This window comes from Micromonospora pisi (assembly GCF_003633685.1).
In the GTDB taxonomy this organism is placed as follows: Bacteria; Actinomycetota; Actinomycetes; order Mycobacteriales; family Micromonosporaceae; genus Micromonospora_G; species Micromonospora_G pisi.
This window is the reverse complement of the sequence record NZ_RBKT01000001.1, coordinates 6,141,252-6,159,302: the sequence shown is the minus strand read 5'-3', so window position 1 is coordinate 6,159,302 and position 18,051 is coordinate 6,141,252. Positions and strand designations below refer to the sequence as shown.

Annotated in this window: 18 protein-coding genes; 8 read left to right on the top strand and 10 right to left on the bottom strand. The window is 71.2% G+C overall.

Translation table 11 applies throughout. The features are described 5' to 3' along the window. Positions 1 to 166 precede the first annotated feature (166 nt). On the top strand, positions 167 to 1,354 hold the full coding sequence (locus tag BDK92_RS26480; protein WP_121162602.1) for a hypothetical protein: 1,188 nt from the start codon (positions 167 to 169) through the stop codon (positions 1,352 to 1,354). Between the two features lie 160 nt (positions 1,355 to 1,514). Here BDK92_RS26480 and dxs read toward each other — a convergent pair whose 3' ends face one another. Further along, positions 1,515 to 3,500, bottom strand: coding sequence for a 1-deoxy-D-xylulose-5-phosphate synthase (gene dxs / locus BDK92_RS26475; RefSeq protein WP_121159136.1), 1,986 nt, complete (start codon positions 3,498 to 3,500; stop codon positions 1,515 to 1,517). Between the two features lie 224 nt (positions 3,501 to 3,724). On the opposite strand from dxs, the gene BDK92_RS26470 reads away from it, so the two are divergent. Further along, positions 3,725 to 3,982, top strand: coding sequence for a hypothetical protein (locus tag BDK92_RS26470; RefSeq protein ID WP_147457118.1), 258 nt, complete (start codon positions 3,725 to 3,727; stop codon positions 3,980 to 3,982). A gap of 50 nt (positions 3,983 to 4,032) precedes the next feature. Here BDK92_RS26470 and BDK92_RS26465 read toward each other — a convergent pair whose 3' ends face one another. Further along, complete coding sequence (locus BDK92_RS26465) at positions 4,033 to 5,262, bottom strand: class I SAM-dependent RNA methyltransferase (protein ID WP_246017253.1); 1,230 nt, start codon at positions 5,260 to 5,262, stop codon at positions 4,033 to 4,035. Between the two features lie 116 nt (positions 5,263 to 5,378). Continuing rightward, positions 5,379 to 7,481, bottom strand: coding sequence for an APC family permease (locus BDK92_RS26460; protein ID WP_211349374.1), 2,103 nt, complete (start codon positions 7,479 to 7,481; stop codon positions 5,379 to 5,381). Positions 7,482 to 7,650: 169 nt separating this feature from the next. Here BDK92_RS26460 and BDK92_RS26455 point away from each other — a divergent pair, with 169 nt between their 5' ends. Both BDK92_RS26455 and BDK92_RS26450 read left to right on the top strand, forming a co-directional pair. Continuing rightward, complete coding sequence (locus BDK92_RS26455; protein ID WP_121159132.1) at positions 7,651 to 8,316, top strand: potassium channel family protein; 666 nt, start codon at positions 7,651 to 7,653, stop codon at positions 8,314 to 8,316. A gap of 1 nt (position 8,317) precedes the next feature. Further along, positions 8,318 to 9,007 (top strand): potassium channel family protein, encoded by a 690-nt coding sequence (locus BDK92_RS26450; protein ID WP_121159131.1) that lies wholly within the window; start codon positions 8,318 to 8,320, stop codon positions 9,005 to 9,007. A 28-nt stretch (positions 9,008 to 9,035) separates the two neighbouring features. On the opposite strand, the gene BDK92_RS26445 is transcribed toward BDK92_RS26450, so the two are convergent. From BDK92_RS26445 to dut, 4 genes are all read right to left on the bottom strand, one after another. After that, positions 9,036 to 9,728, bottom strand: coding sequence for a DUF3159 domain-containing protein (locus tag BDK92_RS26445; protein ID WP_121159130.1), 693 nt, complete (start codon positions 9,726 to 9,728; stop codon positions 9,036 to 9,038). Positions 9,729 to 9,769: 41 nt separating this feature from the next. Further along, a complete protein-coding gene (locus BDK92_RS26440; RefSeq protein WP_121159129.1) occupies positions 9,770 to 10,150 on the bottom strand; it encodes an OB-fold nucleic acid binding domain-containing protein in 381 nt (126 codons plus the stop codon). 159 nt (positions 10,151 to 10,309) lie between these two features. Continuing rightward, positions 10,310 to 11,116, bottom strand: coding sequence for a DUF3710 domain-containing protein (locus tag BDK92_RS26435; RefSeq protein WP_121159128.1), 807 nt, complete (start codon positions 11,114 to 11,116; stop codon positions 10,310 to 10,312). Beyond that, the gene (dut, locus tag BDK92_RS26430; RefSeq protein WP_121159127.1) at positions 11,113 to 11,616 is read right to left on the bottom strand and encodes a dUTP diphosphatase; all 504 of its coding nucleotides are present in this window, start codon (positions 11,614 to 11,616) and stop codon (positions 11,113 to 11,115) included. Before dut ends, BDK92_RS26435 begins: the two co-directional genes overlap by 4 nt. Before the next feature lie 88 nt (positions 11,617 to 11,704). Here dut and BDK92_RS26425 point away from each other — a divergent pair, with 88 nt between their 5' ends. After that, complete coding sequence (locus BDK92_RS26425) at positions 11,705 to 12,232, top strand: DUF3093 domain-containing protein (RefSeq protein ID WP_121159126.1); 528 nt, start codon at positions 11,705 to 11,707, stop codon at positions 12,230 to 12,232. Here the strand turns inward: BDK92_RS26425 and BDK92_RS26420 are convergent. After that, positions 12,229 to 13,122 carry a hypothetical protein gene (locus BDK92_RS26420; protein WP_425462262.1) on the bottom strand — a complete coding sequence of 298 codons (894 nt, stop codon included), beginning with the start codon at positions 13,120 to 13,122 and terminating at the stop codon, positions 12,229 to 12,231. The two genes, BDK92_RS26425 and BDK92_RS26420, sit on opposite strands and share 4 nt — an antisense overlap. Before the next feature lie 144 nt (positions 13,123 to 13,266). Continuing rightward, positions 13,267 to 13,563 carry a DUF4193 domain-containing protein gene (locus BDK92_RS26415; protein WP_121159124.1) on the bottom strand — a complete coding sequence of 99 codons (297 nt, stop codon included), beginning with the start codon at positions 13,561 to 13,563 and terminating at the stop codon, positions 13,267 to 13,269. A gap of 439 nt (positions 13,564 to 14,002) precedes the next feature. On the opposite strand from BDK92_RS26415, the gene BDK92_RS26410 reads away from it, so the two are divergent. Then, complete coding sequence (locus tag BDK92_RS26410; protein ID WP_211349667.1) at positions 14,003 to 14,521, top strand: LytR C-terminal domain-containing protein; 519 nt, start codon at positions 14,003 to 14,005, stop codon at positions 14,519 to 14,521. Positions 14,522 to 14,791: 270 nt separating this feature from the next. On the opposite strand, the gene BDK92_RS26405 is transcribed toward BDK92_RS26410, so the two are convergent. Continuing rightward, positions 14,792 to 15,616, bottom strand: a complete 825-nt coding sequence (locus BDK92_RS26405) for an inositol monophosphatase family protein (protein WP_121159122.1) — start codon at positions 15,614 to 15,616, stop codon at positions 14,792 to 14,794. A gap of 286 nt (positions 15,617 to 15,902) precedes the next feature. Here BDK92_RS26405 and BDK92_RS26400 point away from each other — a divergent pair, with 286 nt between their 5' ends. Beyond that, positions 15,903 to 17,522 (top strand): RNA polymerase sigma factor, encoded by a 1,620-nt coding sequence (locus tag BDK92_RS26400; protein WP_121159121.1) that lies wholly within the window; start codon positions 15,903 to 15,905, stop codon positions 17,520 to 17,522. Positions 17,523 to 17,766: 244 nt separating this feature from the next. Further along, positions 17,767 to 18,000: a DUF7455 domain-containing protein gene (locus tag BDK92_RS26395; protein ID WP_121162601.1), complete on the top strand. Its 234-nt coding sequence runs from the start codon at positions 17,767 to 17,769 to the stop codon at positions 17,998 to 18,000. Positions 18,001 to 18,051: the final 51 nt, after the last annotated feature.

Genomic DNA, 18,051 nt, shown 5'->3' with positions numbered 1-18,051 from the left:
TCAGGGACGTATCGGACGGCACATACGGGATTGCGCCACGATATAACCGGTAACGCGTGGTGTCCGGCAAAAGCTGGGACGGCTTTGCGAGGTGTGGCCCGGGGCCCGTCCGAGATCTCGTAAGATGTGGCTTCCGCAGCACGCCGACGGGATCGGGGGCTTACAGGTGGTTTCGGTCCGTCGTGGCGGTGTGCTGGGTACGGCACTGGCGCTGGCGTTGCTTGTCTCCGGGTGTGGTCCGAGCACGACGGAGCCTTCGGCGCCGTTGCGGGTCGGTGCCGACTCACGGGACGGTTCGCTGGAGGTCTGGCCGGCGCGGGGCGCACTCGCCGCCGATCCACAGGCGACGGCCGCGGTCACCCGGGCGGTGGCCCACTGGCGTTCCCCGGTGGACGACCGGGTGCACCTCTCCTCGTCCGGCATCCTCTGGCTCGGACAGCTCGACGGCGGGCCGGTCGCCCTGGTCGCCGCGGACGTACCCGGCGACTCGGCGTCCTGGCTGCTTCAGCTCTCCGGTCGGGGTGCCGAGTTCGAGGTCACCAGCGCGGTCGACTACTCCGACCCGGGTTACCTGATCTACTCCGACGTGCTGCCGTTCAACGTGCCGCAGGGTCGGCGCTACCTGACCTCCGCCCGGGTGGAACGGCTGCTCGGGCCGGACGGCAAGCCGCTGACCGTGACCGACGGGGTGACCGACCCGGTGAACGTACCGAGGTGCGGGGCCGTGGCGATCACGGCCCGGCTGCGCACCACGGAGTCACTGCCCCAGGGCAAGGCGAACGACCGGCTCATCGACCTCGGCACCGGGATCGCCGGCCCCCGGTATCCGCTGGTGGTGGACGACTCCGGCTCCGGGGCGAGTGCCCTGGACGGGTTGGACACCTGCGTGCTCGCCGCCGCCACGGGCCCGTTCGGTAGCGTCCCGCGCCGTATCCACGACCGGGATCACCTCGGCTCGGTGCCGACCTCCTGGCCGGCGGACCGGGTGGCCGCCCGACCGCTGGGGCAGGTCGATCTGGGTACGGAGAAGCCCGGCCGGCTCGAGCAGCTCTCCTGGCACACCGACGCGGGCACCTGGAACGCGGTCGTGTTGCGCCCGGCCGAGGGCGCGGCAGTGGTCTCCGAGGCGGACCGGGTGAACCCGCTCCAGGCGTACGAGCTGCCGACGCCCGGCCGGAAGCTGGTGGTGCTGGTCTGGCGGGCGAATTCGGAGACCAACCTGACCCTGCCGCCCGGCGCCAACGCACTGGTGAACCGGCCGGGCCTGGCCGTGGTCGAGGAACCGGCAGTCCGGCAGACGTTCACGCTCAACACCGCTGACAAGTCGTATCAGCGGCAGATGGGCGGCCAGTAGTCTCACTCGCCGCCGCTCCGGCCAGCGGTGACCTGCCGGGCGGCAGTGGTCGACCGGGCGGGCCGGAACGCGGCGGCGAACAGCGCCGGGAAACGGCACCGCCAGCGCCGCCGCCCCGGTGACCGGGTCAGGCGACGCTGGCGGTGGAGGTGATCGCGGGTCAGGCCCGCCCGTTGCGGCCCTTGGCCCGTTCCCCGGTGCCCGGGCGCTCACCGGCAGCCGCCGAGATCCGTACCGGTTCGATCGGGGCGTCGAGGCGGGAGACCCAGCCGGTGACGTCGCGGGCCACGTCCTGGGCGGTCAGCCCGAGGTCGGCGAGGATCTGTGCCCGGGTGCCGTGCGGCTGCCAGACCGGCGGCACGCCGAGGTCCCGCAGCGGCACCATCAGGTCGGCGTCGCGCATCGCCTTGGCCAGCGCGTCGCCAACCCCACCGGCGCGTACGCCGTCCTCGACGGTCACCACCAGCCGGTGCGAAGCGGCGAGGGTGACGAGCTCCTCGGGGATGGGGCGGACCCACCGCGGGTCTACCACGGTGACGCCGTAACCCTGCTCGGCCACCCGGGCCGCCACCTCGACCCCGAGCTGGCCGAACGCGCCGACGGCGACCAGCAGCACGTCGGTACGGCTGGACTCGGCGAGTACGTCGACCTTCCCGACCCGACGGACGGCCGGCAGGTCCTTGGCGACCGAACCGGTCGGGAAGCGCAGGATGGTGGGGCCGTCGTCGACCGCGACCGCTTCGCGCAGCTCGGCGCGGAGCGTGGCGGCGTCCCGGGGCGCGGCGATCCGGAGTCCGGGCACCACCCCGAAGACGGACATGTCCCAGATGCCGTAGTGGCTCGGCCCGTCCGGGCCGGTGATGCCGGCCCGGTCCAGCACGAAGGTGACCGGCAGCTTGTGCATCGCCACGTCGAGCAGGACCTGGTCGAAGGCGCGGTTGAGGAAGGTGGCGTAGACCGCGACGACCGGGTGCAGGCCACCGAGCGCGAGGCCGGCCGCCGAGGTGGCCGCGTGCTGCTCGGCGATGCCGACGTCGTAGACCCGCTCGGGGTACTTGCGGGCGAGCGCGGCGATGCCGGTCGGCTCGGCCATCGCGGCGGTGATGCCGACGACGTCGGGTCGCTCGTCGGCGACCGCCACCAGTTCGTCGGAGAAGACCTGGGTCCACTTCACCGACGGCGCGGCGAGCAGCTTGCCGTTGGCCACGTCGAAGGCGCTGGGGCTGTGGAAGCAGTCCGCCTCGTCCTCTTCGGCCGGCCGGTAGCCGTAACCCTTGCGGGTCACCGCGTGCACGATCACCGGGCCGCCGAAGCCCTTGGCCCGGCGCAGGGCCGACTCGACCGCGGCCACGTCGTGTCCGTCCACCGGTCCGACGTACTTGATGCCGAGGTCCTCGAACATCGCCTGCGGCGCGACCGCGTCCTTGATGCCCTTCTTGACCGCGTGCAGCACCTCGTACATCGGGCGGCCGACCAGCGGCGTCGAGCCGAGCGCGTCCTTGACCACGTCGAGCACCCGCTCGTAACCGGGATTGAGACGCAGGGTGGAGAGGTGGTCGGCCAGGCCGCCGATGGTCGGCGCGTACGACCGGCCGTTGTCGTTGACCACGATGACCAGCGGGTTGCGCGCGGCCGCGATGTTGTTCAGCGCCTCCCAGCACATGCCACCGGTGAGCGCGCCGTCGCCGACCACGGCGACCACGTCACGCCGCTCGCCGCGCAGGGCGTACGCCTTGGCCAGGCCGTCGGCGTAGGAGAGCGCGGTCGAGGCGTGCGAGTTCTCGATCAGGTCGTGCTCGCTCTCGGCCTGGCTCGGGTAGCCGGAGAGCCCGCCGCGCTGGCGGAGGTTGTCGAAGCCGTCCTGCCGCCCGGTCAGCATCTTGTGCACGTACGCCTGGTGTCCGGTGTCGAACAGGAGACGGTCCCGGGGCGAGTCGAAGACCCGGTGCATGGCGAGGGTCAACTCGACGACGCCGAGGTTGGGTCCGAGGTGTCCGCCGGTACGGGAGACCTTCGCCACCAGGAAGTCGCGGATCTCGGCGGCGAGCAGGTCGAGTTCCTCGGCCGACATCCGCTTCACGTCCTGGGGGCCGCGGACGCCTGCCAGCAGCCGGCCGGGGTTGGCCGCACCCTCTTCAACTCTCATGACCGGAGAGTCTATCGGCCCCGGCGGCGCTCGCAGCCCGGGCCGAGATCATGCCCGTAATTCGACCGACGCCGGTCCGGCTACCGTCCGGGTCGGTCGGTACGCCGATCAGGTAACCGGTTCTGACGGATCGTCAACCACTCCGAGCAGTAACGATGCGGGCACCCTGGGCCGAAGCGACGTTAACATGGCGGTAACACCCTCCTCTTCCAGAGGTGCAGCAGATGTCGCCTCGTCCCCGTCCCCCGCACTGGCCGGGTCAGGACGTCCCGCGGAACCGGCACTCCGGCCGCTACGCCACCGGTCAACTACTCGCGCTGCTGGTGATCGCCCTGATCGGCCTGCCGCTCCTGCCGTTGCTCCTACTGATCATCGCCTGGATCCGGCTCCGGGACCGGGCCCAGGCCCGATCCGAGCGCCGGGCCGCCCGCCGGGCGGGCAGTGCCCCGACGGCCCTCGTGCACGGTCTGCTCCCCCGCTGAGGCCCCACTCCCCCGCTGAGGCCCCCCGCTGAGGCCAGCACCGACGGTGACTAGGCCGGGGTGAACAGCCCGACGCACTCCACGTGCTGGGTCATCGGGAAGAGGTCGTACCCGCGCAGTTCGACCAGGCGCCAACCGGCCTCGGCGAAGATCCGTACGTCCCGGGCGAACGCCGCCGGGTCGCAGGCCACGTACGCCACCGCGCGTGCCCCGGTACCGGTCAGCGCCCGAACCACCTCGGCACCGGCGCCGGTACGCGGCGGATCCAGCACCACCAGGTCGACCGGGCCGGTGATCCGGCGTCGGGCCAGCGCGACCTCCACCTTCGCCGACACGACCTCGACCTGCGTCAGGTCGGTCAGGTTCTCCCGGGCCGCCGCGACCCCGGACTGCGAAGCCTCGACCATGGTCACCCGCCCGGAGGGCCCGACCCGGTCGGCGAGCGCGGCGGCGAAGAGCCCCGCCCCGCCGTAGAGATCCCAGGCGCGTTCCCCGGCGGTCGGTGCGAGCAGTTCCAGCACCGCGCCGACCAGGGTGTCCGCGGCGGCCGGGTGGACCTGCCAGAACGCGTCCACCGGCAGTTGCCACTCCCGGCCGACGGCCAGCTCACGAACGGTCGAAGGGCCCTGTTCGGCGAAGGACGTGCCGTTCACGACGGTCTGCACGGCCACGTCGCCGCCGGTCGAGGCGACCGTCTCCACCGCTTCCGCCGCCGACCACCGCTGCCCGTCACCGGAGAGCACCGGCAGGGTCTGGATCGCGGGATGGGCGATCAGGCAGCGGTCCACCGGCACCACCTCGTGGGAGCGGTGCTTGAGCAGACCGGCCCGGCCCGCGGCGTCAACCGCGTACCGGACCCGGGAGCGCCAGCCCAGTGTCCCGCCGGGCAGCGGCTCGACCCGTAGGCCCAACGCGTCGACCTCGACCTGGGTGAGGTGGCCGAGCCGACGCAACTGCTCGCGTACGACCTCGGCCTTCCACTCGAGTTGGGCCTCGGGCGCGACATGCTGCAGGTCGCAGCCACCGCAGCGATTCGGCCCGGCGTACGGGCACGGCGGGCTGACCCGCTGTGGTGCCGCCGCCAGCACGGACACCGCGTCGGCCCGGAGAAATCCCCGGTTCACCTCGGTGATCTCGGCGATCACCCGTTCTCCGGGGAGCGCGTGCCGGACGAAGACGATCTGCCCGTCGAGCCGCGCCACGCAGTGTCCGCCCGGCGCGACCGCGTCCACGGTCAACTCGACCCGCTCCGCCTCGCCCGGACCGGTCCGCTCCTGCACGGGAGCCGAAGCCGAAGCCGAACCCGAAGCCGAAGCCGAAGCCGGCTCAGCGTCCGCCGGTGACTCCTGGATCGGGCGGGACTGCTCCGGGCCCGTGGGGCCCGTTTCGATCCGGCTCATCGCTGCTCCGCCTTCGGTTCGGGGTCGTTCGGGATGGGGCCGGCCTCAGTTGGCCGAGGCGAGGTCGGGACGGCCTCGGGTGGCCGGGGCGAGGTGAGCAGGCCGCCCATGCTGGCCCCGCGCGGGCCACGGGCCGGGCCGCGGCTGAGCGTGGCGTCGTACCGGTCCAGGTCCTTGTTCGCCGAGGAGGCGAGCTGCCAGGGCACGCTGGTCACCATCACGCCCGGCTCGTACAGAAGCCGTCCCTTGAGCCGCAACGCGCTCTGGTTGTGCAACAGGTTCTCCCACCATCGGCCGACCACGTACTCGGGAATGAAGACGGTGACCACGTCGCGCGGTGCGTCGCGGCGCACCGAGGCGACGAAGTCGAGGATCGGCCGGGTGATCTCCCGGTACGGCGAGTCGATCACGGTCAGCGGCACCGGCACCCCGCGCCGTTCCCATTCGGCCTGGATCGCCCGGGTGTCCTTCTCGTCGACGTTCACCGTGACCGCGGTCAGCGTGTCCGGCCGGGTCGCCTGGGCGTACGCGATCGCCCGCAGGGTCGGCTGGTGCACCTTGCTGACCAGCACGATGGCGTGGTTGCGGGCGGGCAGCATCGGCCGGCCCTCGGCCGGGGTCAGCTCGGCCGAGACGGTGTCGTAGTGCTTGCGGATGCCGAGCATGAGCGCGTAGATCACGCCCATCGCGGCAATCGCGATCCAGGCACCGAGCAGGAACTTGGTGATCAGCACGATCACCAGCACGACGCCGGTGAGACCCATGCCGAAACTGTTGATCGCCCGGGAACGGATCATCTTGCGACGGCGCTCCGGGTCCCGCTCCACCCGCAACAACCGGTTCCAGTGTCGGATCATGCCGGCCTGGGACAGGGTGAAGGAGACGAAGACACCGACGATGTAGAGCTGGATCAGTCGGGTGATCTCAGCCTGGAAGCCCACGATCAGCACGATCGCGGCGATGGAGAGAAAGACGATGCCGTTGGAGAAGGCCAGGCGGTCGCCCCGGGTGTGCAGCTGGCGGGGCAGGTAGCGGTCCTGGGCCAGGATCGAGCCGAGCACCGGGAACCCGTTGAAGGCGGTGTTCGCGGCCAGGAAGAGGATCAGCGCGGTCACCCCGGCGACCACGTACAGCAGGAACGACCCGTTGCCGAAGACGGTCTCGCCGAGCTGGGTGGTGACGGTCTTCTGCACGTACCCCTCGGGGCCGCCGATGATCTGCCGGACCGGGTCCTCGACGAACTGCAGGTGGGTGAGGCGGGCCAGCCAGATGATGCCGACCAGCATGGTGATCGCGACGACCCCGAGCAGGAGCAGCGTCGACGCCGCGTTCTTGCTCTTCGGGGGCTTGAACGCCGGTACGCCGTTGGAGATCGCCTCCACGCCGGTCAGCGCCGCCGCACCGGAGGAGAAGGTGCGTAGCAGGAGGAAGACCAGGGCGAACCCGGTCACGCTGTGCTCGGCCTGGATGTGCAGGTCGGCGCTGGGCGCGCGTAGGTCGTCGCCGAGTACGAAGATCCGGAACAGGCCGGTGAGCACCATACCGATGATGACGATCATGAAGCCGTAGGTCGGGATGGCGAACGCCGTCCCCGACTCCCGCAGCCCGCGCAGGTTGATCGCGGTCAGGATCACCACCGCGGCCACCGCGACACCGACCTTGTGCTCGGCCACGAAGGGCACCACCGAGCCCAGGTTCGCCACCCCGGAGGAGACCGAGACCGCCACGGTCAGCACGTAGTCGACCAGCAGCGCGCTCGCCACACCCAGCCCGAAGCGCGGCCCCAGGTTGACCGTCGCCACCTCGTAGTCGCCGCCACCGGAGGGGTAGGCGTGCACGTTCTGTCGGTAACTGGCCACCACCGTGAGCATCACCACAACCACGGCGAGCGCCACCCATGGCGAGAAGACGAACGCCGAGGCGCCCGCGATCGACAGGGTCAGCAGGATCTCGTCCGGCGCGTACGCCACGCTGGAGAGCGCGTCGGAGGCGAAGACGGGCAGCGCTATTCGTTTGGGTAGCAGGGTGTGCTGCAACCGGTCGGACCGGAACGGTCGACCGAGGAGCAGCCGCTTCATCAGAGAGGTGGGACTGGCCACAACCGCTAAGAGTACGACCGGCGGATACCGGTCGACACCGGGTGGCGATCAACATCTCCCCAGCCGCTACCGGTACGGTCGGGCGGCGTGGACGGCCACCGGCATGGCACGCTCTGGAGGTCCCCCGGCTGCCGGGCGGAACAGACGGCTCACGCCAGGAGGATGCACCGTGCACATCGTGATCATGGGGTGTGGGCGGGTCGGCTCGACGCTCGCCCACGATCTGGAGTCCCGCGGTCACTCGGTGGCCGTCATCGACCAGAACGCGGATAGTTTCCGCCGGCTCGGCCCCGACTTCGGCGGGATCACGGTCACCGGCGTCGGATTCGACGGCGACGTGTTACGTCAGGCCGGCATCGAACGGGCGGACGCCTTCGCGGCCGTCTCCAGCGGCGACAACTCCAACATCATCTCGGCCCGGTTGGCCCGGGAGACGTTCGGGGTGAGCCGGGTGGCGGCCCGGATCTACGACCAGAAGCGGGCACAGGTCTACGAACGGCTCGGCATCCCCACCGTGGCCACCGTCCGGTGGACCGCCGACCGGATGATCCGCCACCTGGTGCCGGAGGGGAACGTGGAGATCTTCCGCGACCCGACCAGCACCGTCTCGATCATCGAGGTGCCGGTACACAAGGACTGGGTCGGCCGGCCGGTACGCGCCATCGAGGAAGCGACCGGTGCCCGCGCCGCGTACGTGATGCGGTTCGGGATCGGCACGCTGCCCACCGTGTCCAGCGTCCTACAGGAGGGTGACCAGCTCTTCATGCTGGTCACCGACGACATGGCCGGCGGGGTCACGACGGCGGCCAGCCAGCCGCCCGAAGGGGGACAGTGACATGCGGGTCGCCATCGCGGGAGCCGGCAACGTGGGCCGGTCCATCGCCCAGGAACTGATCGACAACGGCCACCAGGTCATGCTGGTGGAACGGCAGCCGAAGATGCTGCGCCCCGAGCGGGTGCCGGCCGCCGACTGGGTGCTCGCCGACGCGTGCGAACTGGCCAGCCTCGAGGAAGCCGACCTGGCCAGTTGCGACGTGGTGGTCGCGGCGACCGGCGACGACAAGGTCAACCTGGTCGTGTCGTTGCTGGCCAAGACCGAGTTCGCGGTGCCGCGGGTGGTCGCCCGGGTGAACCGCGCGGAGAACGAGTGGCTCTTCACCGACCAGTGGGGGGTCGACGTCGCGGTGAGCAAGCCCCGGGTGATGGCCGCGCTGGTCGAGGAGGCGGTGACCGTCGGGGACCTGGTCCGGCTGATGACCTTCCGACAGGGCGAGGCGAACCTGGTCGAGATCACCCTGCCGGCTGCCGCGCCCTACGTCGGGCACCCGATCCACGCCGTACCGTTGCCCCGCGACGCCGCCCTGGTCGCGATCCTGCGCGGGCGGCGGGTGCTGGTACCGAGCCCGGACGACCCGCTCGAGGCCGGCGACGAACTGATCTTCGTCTGCACCGCCGAGGTGGAGGACGCGGTCCGCGCGGTCATCCTCGGCGCGGACAGCGTGGAGCGGACCCGGGCGGAGAGCTGAGGCGTCGCCATGGACCCGGCCGGGACGGTCAGCTCGCGCTGGTCGCCGTGGTCGGCACCGGCGACGCGTCGCGGGTCACCCGGCGCACCGTCCAGACCGTGATCGCCAGGAGCAACAGGTACGGCGGGTAGCCCAGCGCCAGCCGGGCGACGCCGAGCGCGGTGTCCTGGTCGGCGAGGTAGAGCGCGGCCTGCACACCGACCTTGGCGAGCCAGACCACACCCCAGAGCACGGTCAGCCAGACGAACGTACGCACCAGCCGGGGGTCGTGGCGCCACTCGGACTTGCCGCCAGCGGCGAAGACCGACCAGACCCAGCCGACCAGTGGCTGACGGACCGCCGCCGAGACCAGCAGCGCCACCCCGACTGCGATGCCGTAGAGGATGCCGGGCAGGTAGAAGTCCTTGGAGTCACCGCTGCGGTAGGCGATGAAGGCGCCGACGCCGAGGCCGAAGAGCCCGTTGACGGCGTGCCGGATCGGCCGCCGCTGCACCAGCCGGATCGCCGCGATGGCCAGCGCCACCGCCAGCGACGAGATCAACGCCGGACGCAGCTCGGCGAGTACGTTCACCAGGACGAACACGAGCACCGGGATGCTCGACTCGACCATCCCCCGCCAGCCACCGAGCTGCTCGGACACCTGCTCGGCGATGCTGGGCAGCGGCGCCTCCTCGGCCGGGTCGGTATCGACCCCGGCGGCCGGCTGTGGTCCAGTCGTCATCTGCGCGTCTTCCGTTCGGGGCGGCTGCCCGGCTTCGGACTTCAACGGGGCAGTTCCAACTCGTAGTGCGGGTTGTAGATGACTTTACGGTCATCGCGGATCGCGACGCGACCACGAACAGTCAATTGCCGACCCGGCTCGATGCCGATAATGTGCCGGCGCCCCAACCAGACCAGCGTGACCACGTCGCTGCCGTCGTAGAGGTCCGCCTCCAGGGTCGGCAGGTTGGTCCGCGGGGTGTAGACCACCGTACGGAGCCGCCCGGAGATCGACACCTGCTCGCCCCGCCGGCACAGTCCGGCCGGCGTACCGCCACACTGCGCGCTCTCCCGACGCAGTTCCTGCGCCTCGATCTCCGCCTCGCTCGCGGTCAGCCGCTGCAGGAGGTTGCGCAGCGACCCCCGACCCTCGTCGGTCGCCATGACCTCTGTTCCTCCTTGATCCGCCCGGGTCACCCCGTCGCGGCCTGCTCCACCGGCCCCGCAAAGGAACCAACTACGCCAGCGTACGCCGATCAGCCGACGCGGCGCGGACCCGGTGGAACCGACCGGGTGGGGGCGACGCGGACCGGTCGGAGGTGCTCAGACCGAGCCGCGCGGACGCGGCGACGGCTTGCCCCGCCCCGGTCCCTGGTCGGAGGCGCCGTTGATCCGGGGCGCCGCGCCGGAACCGTTCGGGCCACCGCCGTCCGACGAGATCACAGTCTCGCCGCCCGGCTGGGTACCCGCCGCGGCCGCCTCCGCCGCCTGCCGCTCGGCGATCTCCCGGGGCAGGCGCAGGGGCAGCGGTTCCCGGACCGGCTTGGCCTCCTGGCCACGGTCGACCACCAGGCCGTGCAGGCATTCGACGAGCGGGCCGCCCACACCCGGGTCGCTCGCCACCCGACCCTGGTAGACCCCACGGACCATCCAGCGCGGCCCGTCGATGCCGACGAACCGCAGGTCGGTCAGCTGGCCGTCCGGGGTACGCACCCGGGCGCGCAGCTCGACGCCGTACTCGCCGTCGCTCTCCTCCGCCGCGGTCCCCTCCTTGAACAGGGACTCCCGGATCTCCTGGCGCACCTCGTCCCAGATCCCCTCGGACCGGGGCGCGGCGAAGACGCCGAGTTGCAGGGCGTTCTCCCCATGCAGCAGGACCACCTGCTGGACCGAGCCGTCGGGGTCCGCCTGGACCCGGATCTCGACGTCGGCCACGGCGGGAATCCGCAGGCTGCCCAGGTCGAGACGCTCCACCCCGGCGGGGGCCTCCGTGACGTCGTACGGGCCCCGGTCTCGGGTCGGGACGTCGGGCGAGGAGTCGACGTCCGGCTGGTCGGGCGCCGAACGCCCGGACCGACCGGCCCGCTCGTCCCGGGCGTGCCGTCCACCACGTCCTCGAGAAAAGATCACCGTGCCGACCTTTCGTTGTGGTGCTCGCTTGCGTCGCGCGGCGTGACCAGGCCCGCGTGCCCGCCCGTCGAACCGTGCCCGCCCTCGCCCCGCTGGGTGGTCGGCAGTTCGTCGACAGGATGGAAGCGGGCACGTTCCACCCGCTGCACCACCAGTTGCGCGATCCGGTCGCCGCGACAGATCTTCGCAGGATTCACCCGGTCATGGTTGATCAGGTTCACCATGATCTCGCCGCGGTAGCCGGCGTCGACCGTACCGGGCGCGTTCAGCACCGTCACACCGAGCCTGGCCGCCAGCCCGGAACGCGGGTGGACCAGGCCGACGAATCCCTCCGGCAGGGCGATCGCGATCCCCGTACGGACCAGGGCGCGCTCCCCCGGCGCCAGTTCCACGTCCTGCGCGGCCAGCAGATCGGCGCCCGCGTCGCCGGGATGGGCGTACGCCGGCAGGGGCAGGTCGGGGTCCAGTTGACGGACGGGTACGGGCACGGCTTGGGTCACGGTCTCACTCTTCCGATCCGTTGGTCCGTGGGCGGGTCGCCTCTATCCTGCCGGGTCACCCCGCCGCGCCGCGCCGTACCCTCACACTGTGGCACCAACTCGTCTCAGTTCTGCCGCCGGCCCGGTCGGGTCCGGCGCCGACGGCTACCACGAACGGCTACGCCTGCCCTGGTGGTGGTGGCTGGCCGGGGAGGTGGCGGCGTCGCTGCTGGCGATGGAGGTCTGGCTCGGCTCAGGCGGCGTACGCGCCTGGCTGCCGTTCGCCGTGCTGCTGCCCGCGACGGCGCTGGGGCTCTGGTGGCTGGGTCGGATCATGGTCCGGGTACGCGACGGCGAACTGCTCGTCGACGACGCCCGGCTGCCGGTCGGCTTCGTGGCCGACGCCATCGCACTGGATGCCGAGGGCCGGCGGGAGGTGCTCGGTGTGGGCGCCGACCCGCTCGCGTTCGTGGTCCAGCGCCCGTGGGTGGGCGGCGCCGTTCAGGTGGTGCTCGACGACCCCGCCGATCCGACCCCGTACTGGGTGGTCAGCTCCCGGCACCCGGTCCGGCTCGCCGAGGCGATCCTGGCCGCACGCGACGTGGCCCGGACGACGACCCCCGCGAGCGCCGGTTAGGAGCGGTCCCGGTCGTCCGTGCGCCATTCCAGTTCGGCACCGTGCCCCTGTTGCGGCGGTCCGGTGATGGCCCGGAACTGCTTGCGCAGGTCGGTACGGATCGCGTCGCCCAACCCGAGGGTCGCGCGCCGGTTCAGGTAGCCCGCCACCGCCGCACCGGTGAGCAGCGGACCGAGTGTGGTCAGGTTGCGGCCGAACCGCCGCAGCAGCATGTCCCGCAGCTGTTTGCGGGCTGGCGCGCCAAGTACGGCGCTGACCCCCATCCCGGGCAGGAAGGGGTTGACCCCGCGCCGACTCGCCCATGACTGGATCATGGCGCCGGCGCGTTGGGTGGTGCTCCCGGGCACCGGAACCCCGTACGCCTCGTGCAGTTCGCCGATCAGCTTGATCTCGATCGTCACCACCGCGATCGTCTCCGCGGCCAGCAGCACCGGCGCGGAGAGCAGGGACGGCGTCACCGCCCACTCGACCGCCGCCACCCCGCCGCCGGCCGCCCCGACCCCGGCGGTGGCGCGAGCCGCGTTACGGATCAACCGCTCGGCGAGCGCGTCGCCGTCGAGGCCGCCGTAGTGCCGCCGGAGTGTCTCCCGGTCGCGGATCGGGATGTGCGGCACCACCTCGCCGACCACGTCGCTCATCCAGCGGATCGCCGCCCTGGGCCGGAACAGGTCGCCCAGGCCACGGGCGCGGACCTGGCCGACGAGCCGGCCCAGTAACCTGGTCCGCCGCGCCGGCTCGAGGTCGTCCTCGGTCAACGCGGCGATGGTCGCGCCAAGGTTGCCCTCGGCGCTTGCCGCCTCCGCATCCGGTGGTGAATCCACCGGGCCGGTCCCCCCAGTCGGCGCCGGCACCCCCGCAGGGGTTTCCGGCGCCTGCTCGGAGCGGGCCATGCGCTGACCTCCAGCCGTGCCGATCCGTCCAACGTCGAGTTAGTCGGATCGAGTCAAGCAGGTCGGTGCCATCCGCGCACCTCGAATCGATCCTCGACCCACCAGCCGCGCCTCACCCACGCCGCCCCCGGCGTCGGTGAGAACTCAGGCGCACTCGCGGCAGATCAGCTCACCGTTGCGCTCCACCGCCAACTGGCTGCGGTGGTGTACGAGGAAACAGCGGGCGCAGCGGAACTCGTCCGACTGCATCGGCAGCACCTTCACCGTGAGCTCTTCGTCGGCCAGGTCGGCACCGGGCAGCTCGAAGCTTTCGGCAACTTCGGCCTCGTCGACGTCCACGGCGCCCGACTGTGAGTCGACGCGCCGGGCCTTCAGCTCTTCCAGGCTGTCCTCGCCGAGGTCGACCTCGTCGCGACGCGGGGCGTCGTAGTCGGTGGCCATCGGTTTCACTCTCCTATATCGATATAGTCGCTTCCGGTTGTAACGCCGGAAGACACTCTTTCGGTTCCCGCTGGCCGGTCATCTTTTTCCGGTCCCCGACCCCGGCTAGGTGCCCGGGCCACGGCCGCCTGGGGAACACCCCCGGCGAGCGCGGTACCTTACCCCCCATCGGGCGAGGCATGTATACCGCCCTCGCGGCATGCTTGTACGCCCGAGCGGCCAGAGTTGTTCCCAATGTGACTCAGGCGACACGAAGATAGGGGTAGCGGTAGTCCGAACGGCGTCGGCACGCCGGCATGTTCGCCGGTTTCCGCGCCGGGCCGGACAACAGCTAGCCTCAGCGGCATACTCGGTAGCCGACGGCAGCCCGGTCTGGCCCGCCGTCCGGCACCGCCGAACCAGACCTGTACGGGGAGCCAACCAGATGAGTTTTGCCCGGGTGCGCGCGCTTGTCGTCGTCGGGGTGCTGGCGGTCCTCGCCCTGGCGTTCGTCACCGCGGCGCTGCTACGCGACACCCAGCGCGGCTCCGCTTCCGGCGACACCTGTCCGGCGGGGTTCAAGCGGGCCAATGTGGCGTTGCGTGAGCCCAAGGACGTCAAGATCAACGTCTTCAACGCGACAGACACCGTCGGCCTGGCGAACGGGGTCGCCACGGACTTCAAGAACCGCAAGTTCCAGGTGGTCAAGCAGGGCAACGACAAGAAGCGGGTCGAGGAGGTCGCGGTCCTGCGGTTCGGCCCGAAGGGGGTGGCCTCGGCGCACCTGCTCATGGCCTACTTCCTCAACGAGGCCACGCCGGAGTACGACCCGAACCGTGACGACGAGATGGTCGACGTGGTGATCGGTAGCAGCTACACCCAGCTCGCCACCAGCACCGAGGTCAACCAGGCACTGAGTGCCGCTGGCGCGCCGACGCCCCCGCCGGGCACCTGCGCCGCCAAGGAGGGCGACAACTAGCACCGCGCGGCGTCGGTGGGCCGGCTCTCCCGACCCACCGGTACGCCGACGAGGATTTCCACCGAAGGGTGGATCGATGTCATCTGAAGGGATGGGATCGATCCACCCTTCGGCTTACGGTCCCGCCGACGGCGGCCCACACCCCCGCCACCGGCCCCCGCCACCGGCGTCCCGGGCTCCGGCGTCCCGGGCTCCGGCGTCCCGGGCTCCGGGCGGGCCAGCGCCGTCCAGCGGGCGGACTCCGGCGCCCGCCCCGGGGCGGGCCAGTGGCTACGGCCCGCCGGCGGCGTCGAGCTTGGCCAACCGTTCGTGCAGCGGCGCGAAGAGCGCCGGCGGTGCGGCGATGACCAGGTCCGGCCCGGGCGGGGCACCGTCCAGCCCGCTGAACACGAGCCCGGCCTCGGTGGCGACCAGGCCACCGGCGGCTTGGTCCCAGGCGTTGAGGCCCTTCTCGTAGTAGGCGTCCACCCGCCCCTCGGCCGCCAGGCACAGGTCCAGCGCCGCCGCCCCGAACCGGCGGATGTCGCGTACGTGCGCGATGAGTCCGGCCACCACGCCGGCCTGGTGGGAGCGACGGGCGGGGTCGTACCCGAATCCGGTGGCGACCAGCGCCTGACCGAGATCGGTTTCGGTCGAGCCGGCGAGTCGGCGTCCGTCGCGCCACGCCCCGCCGCCCCGGGTGGCGGTCCACTCGTCGCCGGTCGCGGCGTTGCGCACGACCCCGGCGACGACTACGCCGTCGACCTCGGCGGCCAGCGAAACGGCGTACTGGGGCAGGCCGTACAGGTAGTTCACGGTGCCATCGATCGGATCGAGGATCCACCGTACGGAGCCGGGACCGGAAGCGACCCCGCCGGCCGCGGCGCCGTACTCCTCGCCGAGCACGGCGTCATCCGGTCGTACCTCGCGGAGTGCGGCGATGACCTGCATTTCCACCGCCCGGTCGGCGGCGGTCACCACGTCCGTGACGGTGCTCTTGGTCGCCACCGCCGACACTCCTTCGGCGCGCATCCGCCGGGCCGTGTCAGCGGCCCCCCGGGCCACCCTGACGGCGAGTTCCAGCAGTTCGTCGGCGCTGGGCTGACTGCTGACCATGACGTCCCCTTCTCGCACGGCTGCGACGTCCGCGCCGCACGCGGGTATCATCCTTACAAAGTCCACATGCGCTCCGAGTCGGCGGCCTCCAGCCGCCGTTTCGGCGTGCGGCGGGGGATGATCCCCGCAGACGGCGTTACAATTCACGCCTACCCACGCGCCACGGACCGCCGACACCGGCCGGCCCGGGACTCGGGGGTCCCTCAACCACATCGGTCCGGCACGACGCCTAGCGCTGCGCTGGCCGACCCGGCCGTGCTCGCTCATCGCCTCCGGAAGGTCATTCGTGACAGAACCCCGCCACACCGGCGCCGACGTACGCTCCCTCACCGACACCCTGATCGCCCACGCGCAAAACGCCGGCGGCCAGCTCACGTCGGCTGAGCTGGCGCGCACGGTCGAGTCCGCCGAGGTGACCCCGGCCCAGGCCAAGAAGATCCTACGGGCGCTGTCCGACGCGGGCGTGACCGTCGTCGTCGACGGCTCCGCGAGCACCCGCCGCCGGGTTGCCGCCGCCCGGTCAGCGACTCCCGCCTCCAGGGCCACCACCGCCAAGGCGACCGCCAAGAAGGCGTCGCCGGCCCCGAAGCAGGCGCCCGCCGCCGACGAGGCCACCCCGGCCCGCAAGGCGGCCGCCCCCCGCGCCGCCGGCGAGGCGGGGAAACCCGCTGAGACGGCCACCAGAGCCGCGACCCGGACCACCCGGGCCACCAAGGCGGCCGGCGTCGGTTCCGGCGCCACCGGGGCCGTGAAGGCCGCCAAGACGGCGGTCAAGACCAAGCCCGGCGAGGGCCCGGGGGTCGACGGCGAGATCGATCCCGAGGAGCTCGCCGCCGAGATCGAGGACGTCGTCGTCGAGGAGCCGGCCGAGCTGACCCAGGCGGCCGAGACGGATGCGGCCAACTCCGCCACCGACAACGACTTCGAGTGGGACGACGAGGAGTCCGAGGCGCTGAAGCAGGCGCGTCGTGACGCCGAGCTGACTGCCTCCGCCGACTCGGTCCGGGCCTACCTCAAGCAGATCGGTAAGGTCCCGCTGCTCAACGCGGAGCAGGAGGTCGAGCTGGCCAAGCGGATCGAGGCCGGCCTCTACGCCGCCGAGCGGATCCGGGCCGCCGAGGAGGGCGAGGAGAAGCTCGTCATCCAGATGGCCCGCGATCTCGGCTGGATCTCGCGGGACGGGGAACGGGCGAAGAACCACCTGCTGGAGGCGAACCTCCGCCTGGTGGTGTCGCTGGCCAAGCGGTACACCGGTCGTGGCATGGCCTTCCTCGACCTGATCCAGGAGGGCAACCTCGGCCTCATCCGGGCAGTCGAGAAGTTCGACTACACCAAGGGCTACAAGTTCTCCACCTACGCCACCTGGTGGATCCGCCAGGCCATCACCCGTGCCATGGCCGACCAGGCCCGCACCATCCGCATCCCGGTGCACATGGTCGAGGTGATCAACAAGCTCGGCCGGATCCAACGCGAGCTGCTCCAGGACCTGGGTCGCGAGCCCACCCCGGAGGAGCTGGCCAAGGAGATGGACATCACACCTGAAAAGGTGTTGGAGATCCAGCAGTACGCCCGAGAGCCGATCTCGCTCGACCAGACCATCGGTGACGAGGGCGACAGCCAGCTCGGCGACTTCATCGAGGACTCCGAGGCGGTCGTCGCGGTTGACGCGGTCTCCTTCTCGCTCCTGCAGGATCAGCTCCAGCAGGTGCTCCAGACCCTCTCTGAGCGGGAGGCTGGCGTCGTCCGGCTGCGTTTCGGGCTCACCGACGGGCAGCCGCGCACCCTCGACGAGATCGGCCAGGTGTACGGGGTGACCCGCGAGCGGATCCGGCAGATCGAGTCGAAGACGATGTCGAAACTGCGCCATCCGTCCCGTTCCCAGGTACTGCGGGACTATCTTGACTGATCCGAAACGTCAACCAGTTGTGTCGCTTTGATCACCAGGTGTACAACACACGATAGCGATCGGCCGGTTTCCCGGTTGTGATCGTTGACGTGGCACCCTTGGTGCACGGCACACTGTCTCTACCACGTGTGACCTCGGTCCCCCGCGGGCACACTGGGAAGGCCACACCCCGCCAGGGTGTTGCAGGATAGGTGAGCAACGACCGAAGAGAGTGTTCATCGGTGACGACCCGAGGAGGAAGGCGATGACCCCGACCCTCACGCCGCCGCCCGAGACGGTGGCTCCCCCAGCCGCCGATGAACGGTGCGACCGCTGCAACGCCGCCGGCAAGCTCCGGATCACCCTCGCGGGTGGGAGCGAACTGGTGTTCTGTGGGCATCACGCGAACAAGTACGCCGAGGATCTTGTAAAGATCACGGTCCGGTTCGCTGCTGACCCGGAATTCACGTGGCGTGGCGCCGATCTGATGGCGAACTGATACGAAACCCTAGATAGCTGACCGGAGGTACCCAGACGGGTGCCTCCGGTT